The 13,869-nt window shown below is 69.6% G+C and carries 8 protein-coding genes; 4 read left to right on the top strand and 4 right to left on the bottom strand.

Annotated features, from left to right (window positions below; translation table 11 throughout):
• Positions 1-3: 3 nt before the first annotated feature.
• Together OG272_RS38585 and OG272_RS38580 are read left to right on the top strand one after the other, a co-directional pair.
• Complete coding sequence (locus OG272_RS38585; protein ID WP_326575363.1) at positions 4-936, top strand: VOC family protein; 933 nt, start codon at positions 4-6, stop codon at positions 934-936.
• 216 nt (positions 937-1,152) lie between these two features.
• Entirely contained in the window at positions 1,153-3,021 is a 1,869-nt protein-coding gene (locus OG272_RS38580; RefSeq protein ID WP_327727225.1) for a serine/threonine-protein kinase, read from the top strand.
• Between the two features lie 39 nt (positions 3,022-3,060).
• On the opposite strand, the gene OG272_RS38575 is transcribed toward OG272_RS38580, so the two are convergent.
• Positions 3,061-4,551: a hypothetical protein gene (locus OG272_RS38575; RefSeq protein WP_327727226.1), complete on the bottom strand. Its 1,491-nt coding sequence runs from the start codon at positions 4,549-4,551 to the stop codon at positions 3,061-3,063.
• A 181-nt stretch (positions 4,552-4,732) separates the two neighbouring features.
• On the opposite strand from OG272_RS38575, the gene OG272_RS38570 reads away from it, so the two are divergent.
• On the top strand, positions 4,733-6,457 hold the full coding sequence (locus OG272_RS38570) for an acyltransferase (protein ID WP_327727227.1): 1,725 nt from the start codon (positions 4,733-4,735) through the stop codon (positions 6,455-6,457).
• 343 nt (positions 6,458-6,800) lie between these two features.
• Positions 6,801-7,736, top strand: a complete 936-nt coding sequence (locus tag OG272_RS38565) for an alpha/beta hydrolase (protein ID WP_326575371.1) — start codon at positions 6,801-6,803, stop codon at positions 7,734-7,736.
• 78 nt (positions 7,737-7,814) lie between these two features.
• On the opposite strand, the gene fxsT is transcribed toward OG272_RS38565, so the two are convergent.
• From fxsT to OG272_RS38550, 3 genes are read right to left on the bottom strand one after another with little or no spacing between them, the layout of a single operon-like run.
• Positions 7,815-11,810, bottom strand: coding sequence for an FxSxx-COOH system tetratricopeptide repeat protein (gene fxsT / locus OG272_RS38560; RefSeq protein ID WP_326575373.1), 3,996 nt, complete (start codon positions 11,808-11,810; stop codon positions 7,815-7,817).
• Positions 11,807-13,045, bottom strand: coding sequence for an FxsC protein (gene fsxC / locus OG272_RS38555; protein WP_327750279.1), 1,239 nt, complete (start codon positions 13,043-13,045; stop codon positions 11,807-11,809). The genes fxsT and fsxC overlap by 4 nt, the downstream gene beginning before the upstream one ends.
• A 19-nt stretch (positions 13,046-13,064) precedes the next feature.
• Positions 13,065-13,721 carry a TIR-like protein FxsC gene (locus OG272_RS38550; RefSeq protein WP_327727228.1) on the bottom strand — a complete coding sequence of 219 codons (657 nt, stop codon included), beginning with the start codon at positions 13,719-13,721 and terminating at the stop codon, positions 13,065-13,067.
• Positions 13,722-13,869 lie beyond the last annotated feature (148 nt).

Here is a 13,869-nt window from a genome sequence, read left to right as displayed (position 1 = left end):
ACCATGCGTCTGCTCACCCACCTCAGGCACGTCGACCTCGCCGTGCCCGACTACGACAAGCAACTCGACTTCTACGCGGGCGTCTGGGGCCTCACCAAGGTCGCCGAGGACTCCGGCATCTCCTTCCTGGCCGCCGAGGGCTCCCCCGAGCAGTACGTCGTACGGCTTCGCAAGGCCGACGAGAAGCGGCTCGACCTCGTGTCGTACGGCGCCGCGAGCACCGAGGACGTCGACACGCTCGCCGAGCGACTTCTCGCGGGTGGTGTGGAGTTGCTCGCCCAGCCGGGCAAGGTGGACACCCCCGGCGGCGGCTACGGCTTCCGCTTCTTCGACATCGACGGACGGACCATCGAGGTCTCGGCGGACGTCGAGGTGCGGCAACACCGCAAGATCGAGGAGAAGGAGGCGATCCCCGTGAAGCTGTCGCACGTCGTCCTCAACTCCCCGGACCTCGACAGGACCCGCGAGTGGTACGAGCGTCACCTCGGCTTCCGCCACTCCGACACGCTCAGCTCACCGTACGTCGGTGACGTCATGCACTTCATGCGGATCAGCAACCAGCACCACTCCATGGCCATCGCCAAGGGCCCGCACACCTCCCTGCACCACATCTCCTTCGAGATGCGCGGCATCGACGAGTACATGCGCGGCTCGGGCCGCGTCATCCGGGCCGGTCACCAGAAGGTCTGGGGTCCCGGTCGGCACATGGCGGGCGACAACACCTTCACCTACTTCCTCGACCCGCACGGCAACACCGTCGAGTACACGACGGAGCTGGAACTGCTGGACGAGGACACCTGGCACCCGCACGTCTACGACTTCTCCCGGCCCGAAGTCACCGACCAGTGGGGCACCGCCAACCCGATGAACGAGCTGGTCGCCAAGGAGTCCTTCAACGACGTCGACCGCGGAGTCTTCGTCGCCCCGCCGGTGTGAGGAACGAGCGACCCGAGCCTGTCAGGGTGCGGGCCCCCGACCGGGCGGCCCGCACCCTTCACCGGCACACACTCGGTGACTCCGTGACTCCGTGACGCCGTGACGCCACGGACCGCTCACCGCCCGCCCCTGGGACCGGTCCTCCTCCCTGCCCTCACCTCGGGCCGGTTATGGTGACGAGGCGAATCGAACGTATGCAGGGCTGGCGGAGGGCACGTGGTGTCGGACGTAGGGCGGCTCGTCGCCGGGCGCTACCGGCTCACGGAGCAGATAGGCCGCGGTGGCATGGGCACGGTGTGGCGGGCCGGGGACGAGGTCCTCGACCGCCAGGTCGCGGTGAAGCGGCTGCATGTGCAGCCGCATCTGTCGCCCGACGACCTCGTCACCCTGTACGAACGCACGCGCCGCGAGGCCCGGAGCGCGGCCCGGATCGCGCACCCGAACGTGATCGTCGTCCATGACGTCGTGGACGACCATGTGGACGGCCACGCGGACGGCCACGCGGACGGTGTCCGGGGCGGCGCCGGTGACGGTCGGCCCTGCATCGTCATGGAGTACGTGCCGGCTCCCACGCTCGCCGACCTGCTCACGGACAGCCGGACCCTCCCGCCCGAGGAGGCGGCCCGTATCGGTCTGGGCATGGTCGCCGCGCTGCGGGCCGCGCACGCCGCCGGTGTCCTGCACCGCGACGTCAAGCCCGGCAACGTCCTGCTCGGCGCCGAGGGTCGCGTCGTCCTCACCGACTTCGGCATCGCGATGACCGCGGACGCCTCGACCCTGACCAAGACCGGTGAGATGGTCGGCTCCATCCACTACATGGCCCCGGAGCGGATCCGCGGCCAGAAGCCCGGCCCGGCCTCGGACCTGTGGGCCCTGGGCGCGACGCTCTACCAGGCGGTCGAGGGCCGCCCGCCGTTCCGCCGCCTCACCGCGATGGAGGCCGCGTACGCCATCGCCGTGGACCCCTTGGAGCCCCCGAAGCGGGGCGGCGCCCTGGAACCCCTCATCGAGGCCCTCCTCGCCAAGGACCCGGCCGACCGCCCCACGACGGAACAGACCGAACGCGCACTGCGGGCCGTGGTCTCCGGACAGGTGACGATCGCCCAGCCGATAGTGGGGGCCGGGGGCCGGGCCGACGGGGGCTCGTACGACGAGTACAACGAGCGGACGACCGGCGGCCGGCACACGGACCAGAGGACACTCTCGGGAGCGGGAACGGGAACGGGCTGGACGGGAACGGGCTGGGGCACGGGCCAGGGCGCGGGGGGCGGAACGGACCGGGGAACCGACCCGGTGGCCGATCGTGAGCGGGAGCACGGCGGCGGCCGGGGCGGACCGGACCTCGACGGCCGCCGGGGCGGCTCCCCCGGCACCCCGCACGACGCTCACGACGGTCACGACGGTCACGACGCGCACGGCCCGGGAGGCGCGGGCCCTGAGGCCGGCCGTCCGACCCGCCCGGGTCGGACGAAGCGCCGGATCGCCGTCCCGGTCGCCGTCACGGTCGCCGTCACGGTGACCGTGGCCGCCACGGTCGTCGGCGCCGCGCTCTACCTCAGGTCGAACCCCGAGGGGGGCGCCGCCTCCCCGGGCAGCGGAAGCTCCACCGCGCCCCCGTCCTACGCCCCCTCCCCCGTCCCCGACGGCTTCCACCTGGTCACGGACGAGACCCTCGGCGTCTCCTTCCCCGTCCCCGACGGCTGGAAGGCCGGCAAACGGACGGCAGAGTCGATCTCCTACACCGACGAGACAGACCTGGTCGAACTCACGATCGGTGTCGTGGACCCCGCCGGCTCGCACCCCCTGGCCCACTTCAAGGACATCGAGGCGAACACCAAGATCAACTACCCCGGCTCGTACCGGAAGCTGCGTATGCAGCAGACCACCTTCCGCGGGCAGCCGGCGGCCGTCTGGGAGTTCACCTTCCAGGGCCGGGCCCGCGCCTTCCGCGCCATCGACCTCGGATTCGGCCGCGAGGGCGAACGCGAGTACGACATCTACCTCTCGGCCCCGGACGCGGACTGGGACGCCTACCGCCCCACCTTCGACAAGGCCAGGGACGGCTTCATCACCGGCGTTTCCTGATCCCCCGCCCGGCGCGATCCACCGGCCGGTCATCTCCCCCTAGGGCGCCGTGCGTGCCCGGTCCCCCGTCGGCGCCACATACAGCCGGAACCCGGCGGCCCGGTGAGCGGGCCACGCGCGCGCGAACTCGGGTGGGCCGCCCCCCGGCGCGACGAGGGCGGCGACGGGGACGCGCTCGGCCGTGCGCAGGATGCCCTCCCGGGTGGTGTTGGCGTTGTTGCCGTGGGTGTGGGCGGAGGAGCAGCCCGCGTAGTAGGCGATGGGGATGGCGTAGTCACCGGTCAGCAGACAGGGCGGCCGCACGCCGAGGCGACGCAGTTCGGCGGCGATGCGGTCCCAGTCGCGATGGAAGGCGGTGGTGCGCTCGACGGTGCGGGCCAGCACCGCGTACTGCACCGCCAGATGCCCGAGGACCCCGAGCACCACGACCGCCCCGAGGACGGGCCGCCAGGCTCCCCCCGGCCGCCGGAGGAGACTCAGCAGCGCGTCGGCGACCGGGAGCGCGAGCAGGGCGTACGCGGGCAGCAGGAAGCGCGGAGCGGCGTACCCGATCAGGAACAGATACGGGACCGCGGCCGTGGCGGCACAGACCAGCGGCACCACCGTGGGCGTCGCCCGCCCGGCCCTGAGTGCGACGGCCAGCCCGATCGCGGCCAGCACCGGCAGCGCGAACCACCACGCGAAAATCGCCGGATGCGGCAGGTCGCCGGTGCACGGACGGCACAACGTACGCCCCACCAGACTGCGCACCTGGTCGTCGACGGCGATGTTCCAGCCCAGCCCGCCCTGGATCCGCGACGCGTCGGCCAGCCGCCGCGCCGGCCCGCCGAACTGGGTGTACGCCTCGACGACCCACGCCCCCGCCCCGGTCCCCAGCCCCACCACCATCGCCCCCGGCAGCCGCGGCCGCCGCCACTCCCGTGCGCCCACCAGCAGCACGAACAGCGGAAGGTTCACCCACAGGGCGTCCGTGGGCCGCATCCACGCCATCAACGCCGTACCGGCGCCCACACCCCACAGCGCCGCCCGGTCCCCGGGATCCTTCCGCACCCGCAGAAAGCACCCCACGCAGACAAGCGCACCGACCGCGACCCAGTAGTTGGGCATGGCCTGCGGGCCGTAGAAGAGGGTCACCCACAGGGACGCGAACAACGCCCCCGCGACCACCCGCACACGCACCGGGAACAGCCCCCGCCACGCGCACAGGGCGACGTACAGTCCCACCCCCGACAGCACCGCCAGATACACCCGCAGCAACCCGGTGGACGACGACCACGCGGCCACCGGCGCCACCAGCAACGGCACTCCCCGCGCACGCGGCGCGCTGAAGAACGCCGGCGGCGCATGCGGGCTGACCTGACTGACGTACACGGTCTCGTCCCAGCCGAGCCCCATCCCCGGTGGTACGAGCAGGAGTTGGGCCAGTGTGAAGGCTCCGGCGACCACGGCGACGGGGCCGAGGACCGGCGCGCGGGCCGCCGGAACGGCGACGGGCGTGACGACCGGAGTGGCACTCGCATTCACACGCATGGACCCATCCCGGAGCGATGACGACAAGCCTTCAAAGAGACAAAAGGATGAGATGCCGACCGCGACGCGGAAGCCGCGACACACCGGCCCGTAGCCCTCTCTCACCCACCCGGCCCCGTACACCGCGTCACCCCTCGGGCCCTCTTCCTCGCGAGGCGCACGTCTGCCTAGCGTGCGCCCCATGGATCACCGACAGCAGCCGCCCGCAGACGCCCCCGACCAGTCCGACCAGTCCGACCGTTTCGATCACTGCCCCTGGCTGTTCGAGAAGGAGGCGACGGAGGTGCAACGGGCCGCGCAGCGGGAGCGGCAGCGGTCGCTCGGCGGAGACAGCGCGGTGGGCGAGCGTTGCTACGTGGCCGGCTCGGCGGCGGTCTTCCCCGGCCTCCTCCGGCTCGGCGACGACTCGTACATCGCCGCCCACGCCTACGTCACCGGCGACCTGACCACCGGCACGGACTGCACACTGAACCCGTTCACCGTGGCCCGCGGCACCATCTCCCTGGGCACCGGCGTACGTATCGGCGCCCACACCTCGCTCCTGGGCTTCAACCACTCCATGGCCCCCGACCAGCCGATCTTCCGGCAGCCCCAGACCAGCCGGGGCATCACCATCGGCGACGACGTCTGGATCGGCTCCCACGTGGTCGTCGTCGACGGCGTCACGATCGGCGACCACTGCGTGATCGGCGCCGGGGCCGTGGTGACGAAGGACGTACCGGCGTGGACGGTGGCGGCGGGGAATCCCGCGCGGAGGATTCGGGATCGACGGGAGGCAGGAGGCGGAGAGGCCGAGGGGCGGAGGGCGGGAAGCCGGGCCGGTGGTGACGTGCTCGCCCGGTTCGCCGACACCGCCCGCGCCCAGGCCGCCGACATCCTCGCCCTCAGCTGGGACGGCGACCACTACACCGACCGCCCCGGCACCGCGCCCACCGTGCGGGCCCACTGCGACGCCGTGGAGATCGCCGACCTGCTGCTGGCCTCAGCCCCCGGGCAGGTGGACAGGGCCGAACACATCGAGCGCCTGGTGTCACTCCAGGACCGGGAGACCGGCCTGGTACCCGAACTCGGCGAGCGACCACCCCCCATGGACACCGACGGCTTCCCCGGCGAGGGCCCGGCGCTGTACCACGTCCTGTCGGTGGGCTACGCGCTGAACCTCCTGGGCGCTTCCTTGCCACAACCGATACGCGGCGCGAGCGATATGACGGCCAGTCAACTCATCGCCCGGCTGGAACACTTGCCCTGGCGGGATGGGGCGTGGGGCGCCGGCGCCTGGATCGACTCCTGGGCCACAGCCGCCCATTGGAACCTGAGACAACCTGACACGACCGGCCTCACCGCAGGCACCCTCGAAGCCCTCTTCGGCTGGCTCCTCACCCGGGCCGACCCCTGGACCGGCATGTGGGGCAGTCCCTCACCCACCGCGGGCCGCCTCCAGGTGGTGAACGGCTACTACCGGCTCACGCGGGGTTCCTTCGCCCAGTTCGGGGTACCCGTCCCCCATCCGGAACGGGTCGTGGACGCGGTCCTGGACCACGCCCGCGACCCGCGCTACTTCGGTGCGGGCCGGGAGAACGCCTGCAACGTACTGGACGTCGCCCATCCGTTGTGGCTGTGCACACGGCAGTTGGGCGGCAGGGGCGGAAGCGACGACGGGTACCGGTCGGCCGAGATCCGCGGGTGGGCCGAGCGGCAACTCACCGCCGCCCTGACCCGCTGGCAGGAGGGAAGAGGGTTCGGGTTCGGACCGGGTGCGGCGGGCCCGGGCCCGGAGCCTGGGCTGCAAGGGACGGAGATGTGGTTGGCCATCGTCTGGCTGCTGGCCGACCTCCTGGGCCGCTCCGACGCACTGGGCTATCGGCCACGTGGTGTACACCGCCCCGAGCCCGCCGGCGGAGCGTGAGACACACCACTTTCCGGAACGTCAGCGTCCGTACTGCTCCGGACGGGTGGTCGCGCCTTCACCCAGGTGCCGGGCACCACGGAGGGGCGGAACGGGCCTCAGGAGTGCGGTGAGGCGGCATACCCCATGACTCACTCGGCCACCACCAATTCCGTCCTCGTCCGGCGACCCGTTGCCCGGTGCACTACCTTGGGGCATGAACAGCCGAGCGGGCCACGTTTACCCAATTCTTGCCACATGAAGCCAGAACGGCTGAGCAGTTACTAGGAGCGGGGCTTCCCATGCGTAATGCTGGGAGGTCCCGCGCTCCAGTCCACGGCCACTGGCAACGGGAGGGCATCGGGTGGTTGCGACAGTGCAGACGTCCGACGAACGGACGATCGCCTATGAAACCTGGGGCGATCCGAAAGCACATCCGGTGTTTTTGCTGCACGGAACCCCCGGAAGCCGCCTCGGCCCCCGACTGCGCACCTTCGATCTGCACAAGCTCGGCGTGCGGCTCATCGCCTACGACCGGCCCGGGTACGGCGGGTCCGATCGCCACGAGAAACGCACGGTCGTCGACGCCGCCGAGGACATCGACGCCATCGCCCGCGCACTGCGTCTCGACCGGTATTCCGTGGTGGGCAGATCGGGCGGCGCCCCGCATGCCCTGGCCTGCGCGGCGCGCAACCTCCGCCACCGGGTGGTGAGCGTCGCCGCGTTGGTCTCCCTCGCCCCGCCGGACGCCGACGGCGACGGACTGGACTGGCTCAAGGGGATGTCCGATTCCAATGTCGAGACGTACAAGCTCCTCGACCGCCACGCGCCGGACGTGACCGAGCTGGGCGGCCGGCTGGCCCGTAACGCCGATACCATCCGGCGTGATCCCATGGTGTTCCTCGCCTCCCTCCACCGGGAGATGCCCAAGGTGGACCGGGTCATCGTGGAGGACGCCGGAATCCGCCAGCACCTCCTCAGGAACTATCTCTCCGCCGTGGACCAGACCGAGCAGGGCGAGAGTACGGCAGACGATCCGCGCGCGCCGATGGGCTGGGTGGACGATCTGGTCGCGTTCCGCACGCACTGGGGGTTCGACCTCAAGCAGATCGACGAGTCGATGCCCGTGATGCTCTGGCACGGAGAGCACGACGTCTTCGCCCCGGTCGCCCACTTCCACTGGCTGTCCAGGAAGATTCCCTCGGCCAAGGCCGTACTGCAGCCGTCCGCAGCCCACTTCGCGGCATTGCCGGCGCTGCCACAGGTGCTCGCCTGGGCTCGCGACGAGGCCCGCCGTTGACGGCTTCCCCCGCATGTTCCCCCGCGTGTGCGGTCATTGCCGGCACCCGGCAACGACCGCACGTCCCGCTCGGGGCGGCTAGATCGGGTGCGGCTCCAGGTCGAGACAGTTGAGATCCCACTGCTGCAGGGCGAGCACACGGGGGTGCTCGCTGCCGATGCGCTTGCTCAACGCCGCCAGCGTGTCCTGTTGCTTGGTACGGGCCTCGTCCGCCCTGCCCAGATGGCTCAGGATGACAGCGAGGTTCCCGGCACAGGTCAACGTCGACGGATGAGTGGGCTCCAGCACTTCCTTGAGCAGGTCGTAGGCTTCGACGCTGGTTCTGCGGGCCTCCTCCCACCCGGCGAGCGCGGCGTCCGCGACGGCCAGGTTGGCACGGCAGATGAGGACGAAGGGATGGTTGTCGCCGTTGAGCTTGGCGAACTTGACCTGGGCCAGTCGCAGCAGCTCCCGCGCCTCGGCCGCCGCCTCCGGTCGCATGGACAGGCCGTCGCCGAGCAGCAGGACCGCGTAGTTGACCGAGCAGGCGATGGTGTGGGAGTGGTCTTCACCGAGACTGCTCTTCAGGTCCCCCAGAACCCGTCGGATCAGGCTCAGTCCCTCGTCGATGCGCCCCTGCGCGGCCATGTCGCCGGCCAGGCTCATCTCCAGCAGCAGGCGTTCCGAGGTCGTTCCCGTCTCTCCCTCGGGTGTGCTCCGGAGAACATGGCGCACGAGTTCCTCGGCCTCCACCGCCCGGCCCGCCCTGCGCAGTGAACCCGCGAGCCCCTTGGCCGTGTTCAGCACGGTCGGGGACCCCTGGGTGAGCCGCGCGTTGCGCAGACAGCGCTCGTACGCGCGCTTCAGCAGCGTGACGGACTCCTCGTAGTCGCCGCAGTCACGCAGGTCGCGGCCCAGGTTCACCGCCGACTCGATGGTCAGGGGGTGGTCGTGGAGCTGGATCGCCTCGCGCAGTTCCAGCGTCCTGCGGTCGAGATCGCGGGCCCGGTGGTAGTCGCCGGAGAGCCTCAGGGCGACGGCGAGGTTGTTGGCGGCGCTGAGGGTCCGCGCGTGGTCCTCGCCGTAGATCTCGCCGTATCTCTGGTACGTCTCCTCGTCGTAGCGCAGTGCTTCGGACAGCCGGCCCAGGCCTCTCAGGTCTGCCGCGATGCTACTGGTGGTCATGAGGATGTGCTGGTCGTCGACGTCGTCGAGCACGGCGAGCTGCCGTTCCAGGACCTCCTGGTCCAAGGAGAGCGACTCCTCGTATCTGCCCTGTGCGCGCAGGATGTTGGCGATCTGGAAGCGCATGTGGAGGGTCCAGCGCTCGTCCGGCGAGCCTTCCAGGGACCAGGAGGCGACCCGCTTGAGGCTGTACTCCATCGCCTGGCTCAGTTCGCCCCGTCGGCGCAGCTGGCGGACGCGGTCCACGAAGAGTTCCTTGATGCCTTCGTCGGGGGCGGTCTCGGCCCACGGGGTGCCGAGATGGGGCCAGATGATGCGGTACTTCTCCCAGGTGTTGGGGTTCTCGGGGTCGTCCCCGCTCGGCCGCGCGGCGATCAGCGAGCGGTAGACCACTTCCCGGGCCGCCTCGCGCTCGGCCTCGGTCATCTCCTCCCGCATGGCGATCTGCATCATGCGGTGCACCGTCACGCTCCGGGCCTTGCGGTCCACGGTGACCAGGGAGAAGCGGCTGAGTTCCTTGTACGCGCGGGAGACCGTGCGGACCCCGCCCAGTACCCGGGAGACCTCGAAGCCCTCCAGCAGGTCCATCGAGATCGGCTCAGGACTGTAGTAGGAGCAGATCTGCAGAAGCTTCACCGCGGGCGGGAACTTCTCCTTCAGCTGCCCGAGGGCGAATTCCCAGGTGTTGGTGCTCGACTTGACGACTTCCCCGACCGTGTTCTCGTCCGGGGCTCCGGTGGCCTGGGGCTGGAGCTGTTTGATGTAGCCGCGGACGTCCGCCCTGGTCTGTTCGATGTAGGCCGCGGCTCGCTCGATCGCGATCGGCAGGTCACCCAGCGCCTCGGCGATCTGGTCGGCCTCCGTCCAGCCGCAGTCGGGCAGTCGGCTGTGCAGGTGGGAGATGCTCTCGTCCCGCTCGAACACGGGGACGTCGACGGTGTCCACGAAACGTCCCCAGCCCTCGGCGCGCTGACTGGTCACCACGATGTGGCCGCCCCGGCCGTCCATCATGAACTCGGGGAGGTGATCGGGCTCCGGGACGTTGTCCAGGATCAGAAGCCAACTGTCGTACTTGTCACCCTGGTTGAGAGCCTCGTACACGGTCCTGGCCGTGTCCGTGGGGTTCGTCCGCTCCGGCAGACCGAGCGGTTCGGCCAGGGCCGCGACCTGCTCGACGGCCAGGATCCGCTGCTCGGCCTGAATGTGCCAGACGACGTCGTAGTCGCTCTTGTAGCGGTGTGCGAACTCCTGGGCCAGCAGGGTTTTTCCCACCCCGCCCATGCCCTTGAGCACGAGCGCCCGGGTGTCGTCCTGCCACAGTTTCTCCCGGATGCCTTCCAGGATCTCCGTCCGTCCGGTGAAGGACGAGGTACGCAGCGGAACGGAGAACACCGGGGGCTCGGCGCCCGGGAAACGCGGCAACTTCTGTTCGCCGCCCGTGAAGTGGTCGTGCCTCAACGCGTCCGCGTTGCGGCCGAAGCTCGCCAGCAGAGCGCTCCGGCCCGCTTCCCCGGTGTCGCAGCGGGTCATGTCGGCGAGCTGGTCCGTGAACGGCGCGTCCAGGGTGATCTGCCGGTCGACCTGCATCGACACGAGCTGGTGGGAGCGGCGGTCGCCCTCCGCGTAGACCGCCTCCCAGGTCGTGCGGAAGCGGGACGACCTGAGGTAGGCCTCGGAGAAGACGACGAGGGTGTGCGAGGCGGACTCGACGCCTCGTTCGATCTCGTCCCTCAGCTGTGCGCCCTCGGCCGTGCCCTCCTGCGCCAGATGGACCTTGAAACCGGCCTGTTCCAGGACCGCGCCCGCCCAGTTGGCCCAGTTGCGGTCCTGCGGAACGAAGCTGACGTACACGTCGGAGATGCGCGGCGGGCGGTGCCGCGTGTATCTGTCGAGGGTCGCCCGCCGCAGCGGCTCCTCGATGCGCGGAAGCGAGGCGACCTGACCGTCCGTGATGACCTCGGTGAGTCTCTCGTAGGCGGCCAGCAGGCTCTTGGGGTCCCCGGGCTGCTCCCGGAACGGGGCCAGCGTCTCCTCGTAGGAGTAGATGGGCCGGTAGGGGATCTCCACACTGCCCCAGTAGTCCTCCGGGTCCCGGTCGGTGAGGTGCTTGCGCACGATCCGGTCGAAGCGGTACTGGATCTGCCCCCGCGCGGCGTCCAGCCGGTCGGCCTCGGCGTTCTCCACCCGCATGGGGACCGGCAGGATCCGGATGTCCCGGTTGCCGTACATCCCGTCGATGCGCTCGGCGACGCCGGCCGCGCCCTCGATGCTCTGGCTGCTCGGGGTGAAGCAGGTGACCAGGGTGTGCGGCAGGCTGACGGTGCAGATGTCGGAGATGTCGTTGAGTCCGGTCCGGCTGTCGATGAGGACGTAGTCGAAGTTCTCGACGAACTCGTGCTTGAGTCCCTCCAGGAACCTGGTGGCCAGCGGTCCGTCCATGAAGGGCTTCCAGTCGAACTGCGAGAACGCCGAGAGGTAGCCCTTGTTCTTGGTGCCGGCCGGAAGGTAGTAGAGCTGGCCGCCCTCGGGGAAACTCCAGTCGACCTGGATCAGACAGCTGTTGAGGGAAATCCCGTCGGCCGCCCAGTTGTCGAGGGCGGCGGACGATTCGGAACCCAGTTCGGCCTGGTGCGGCTGCTCCAGAAGGTTCGAGCTCTGGAGCATCAACTGGGTCGACCGGCTGACGAGTTCGAGCACCCCCGGCGTGCTGCGCAGCTGGCTCTCGCTCAGAAACGGATGCAGGAAGCGGTCCAGCCCCGGCGCGTCGAGGTCCCAGTCGACCACCAGCACGCTCTTGCCCGAGGAAGCGAGGATCCAGGCCGTGTTGGCGAGCGCCATCGTCCGTCCCGTACCGCCCTTGTACGAGTAGAACGTGATGATCCTGCCCGCGCCCGCGTCATCGCCGGTCATGGTGTGCCCTCCGGAACGTCCCGAAGGCCTGTGCCACTCCGGGACAATTGCGAATGAATGTACCGCAAATAGCGGATCTTGGTCGCCTCGGCCAGTTCGCCGAACCAGCGGCTGAAGACATCCGCGCCCGCCAGGCCGCGCACCGCCGCCTGCTCTCCCGTACGCCCCTCGCCGATGAAGCGGGGAAAACACGTCGTCAGCAGACCGCGCAGTCGATCGGACTCCTCCTTGGTCTGCGGGTCGTCCTCCGCCAGGGTACTGAGCACCGCGGTCCACGGATGCCTGGCCCTGTCGAACTCCCGTGCCTGGGCAGCCATTTGGGGGATCTCCAACGCCCAGGGATCCACGACCAGGATCCAGGGCGCGGCCGGCAGCCCAGTGCCTCTCAGCTCGGCCCGGGTCTTGTGGAAGGGCAGCACGCTGGGCTGGAAGCCCATGTTGCGGGCCAGTGCCTCCATCTGCTCGACCAGGGGACCGAAGGCCGGCCCGTAGGGCCTCCAGTCGTCGACGCGCGGTCCATAGCGGGTGTTGTCCCGGCCACCCGGTAACTGCTCCTCGGTCGGGGCGAGGACGGTGATGCGCAGCGGGGAGGCGAAGGGCGGGTCGGCGAAGGCGTCGTCCAGCCCCGCCAGTGTCAGCGGCCGCCCACCACCGGACGAGATCCGCGTCCGCTCGGGGACCCTGGCCGCCTGGTCGACGATGCGCTGGGCGAGCCAGTCGGTCACCTGGTCCACCTGGGCGGCGACCTGCGCGACCGCCTGCTCGTCCTCCGGGGCGGGTCGTTCGGGCACATCGAGCATCTGGTCGAGCAGCCAGTGGAGTCCCATGGAGGCGTAGTTCTCGGCGGCCTCACCGATACCGGCCGGAGTCTCGAAGTACTGCCCGTTGACCTTCTCGGGAAGCGCGGTGGGCAGGTGGGGGGTCCACAGGACCGGGACTATGCTCGGCCGGATCCCCTGTACGGCCTGGGTGACGGCGGTCCACTGTTTCCCGCACTGGGGGTTGCTGAAGTACCGCTTGGAGTACAGCGGAACGAAGACCCGGCAGGCGTAGAGCGCCTCGATCGACTTCTCCCCGGGTGTTCCGGGCAGCTCGATGAAGCCCGCCTGCTCCGGTGTGCTGTTCGTCAGACGCGCCACTTTGCCGCGCAGCTCGTCGAAGAACCGGAACACCAGTCGATTGGGATCCTGTGACGCGTCCCGGTGTCGGGGAACAGGAACCCGCGCATAGCTCATGAAGAACATCGGCATCCTGTCAGTCCCCCTCGAAGACGTTTCGGAGGTCTTTGAACAGCTCCACGTCACACGGTTCAAGACTGGTCTGCTGAGCCACTTTGACGATCATCTGGGCGAGCGCCCACACGGAGCTGCGGTATTTCACGCGGCGGCCTGCCTGCTTCAGTCCGTAGAGACCGGACTGCAGGTAATCCTTACCCAGGTCGGGGTGGGCGTACTGCACCTTGGCCGCCACCCGCGGCGGTGTCCAGTGCTGGGTCCCCACCCAGAGCACGGGGACGATCGCGTTACCCGTGTACGGCCGGGTTCGGAGCTGTTCCTCCTGACGCCGCGCGAAGGCGTCCCATTCCTTGCCGCACCACTCTCGCGTGAAGTACCGGCTGGTGTAGATCGGCACGAAGACCCGGCAGGTGGCCAGGGCCTGCTTCAGTCTGTTCTCCCAGTCGGCGCCGACGCCCATCCTCTGGTCCAGGAATCCGGGTGATTCCTCGCCGTCGTGGTCGGTCAACTGCATGATGTCGCTGCATAACTGGGCATGGAACTGCTCCAGCGCCAGATCCGAATCGTCCTTCTTCGGCCGGTCCCCCTTGAACGGAGTCCGCGCATAGCTCATGAAGAACACATACGGATCGGAGGAAACCGTCGCCGGTGTCTTCTCAGAAGCCGGATGAATCATGGACTCGCCTTTCCCCTCCCCCGTCGCCCACCTCGGGCCTCCCAGCCCCGAGCATCACAGCTGGATCTCCTCCAGGATCCATTGGAACGCGAAAACTACTGTGGGTGCCAGGGGTTGGCCAGAGCAAGTTGTACCGGACACCGGTGCG

The sequence above is a fragment of the Streptomyces sp. NBC_00104 genome (assembly GCF_045160825.1).
Taxonomy (GTDB): Bacteria; Actinomycetota; Actinomycetes; order Streptomycetales; family Streptomycetaceae; genus Streptomyces.
This window is presented reverse-complemented; position numbering and strand designations above follow the sequence as displayed.

Excerpts from the sequence above, each read along its gene's own strand:
- OG272_RS38570 (WP_327727227.1), top strand. The coding sequence starts at position 4,733 with ATGGATCACCGACAGCAGCCGCCCGCAGACGCCCCCGACCAGTCCGAC.
- OG272_RS38550 (WP_327727228.1), bottom strand. The coding sequence starts at position 13,721 with ATGATTCATCCGGCTTCTGAGAAGACACCGGCGACGGTTTCCTCCGAT.
- fxsT (WP_326575373.1), bottom strand. The coding sequence starts at position 11,810 with ATGACCGGCGATGACGCGGGCGCGGGCAGGATCATCACGTTCTACTCG.
- fsxC (WP_327750279.1), bottom strand. The coding sequence starts at position 13,045 with ATGAGCTATGCGCGGGTTCCTGTTCCCCGACACCGGGACGCGTCACAG.
- OG272_RS38585 (WP_326575363.1), top strand. The coding sequence starts at position 4 with ATGCGTCTGCTCACCCACCTCAGGCACGTCGACCTCGCCGTGCCCGAC.
- OG272_RS38575 (WP_327727226.1), bottom strand. The coding sequence starts at position 4,551 with ATGCGTGTGAATGCGAGTGCCACTCCGGTCGTCACGCCCGTCGCCGTT.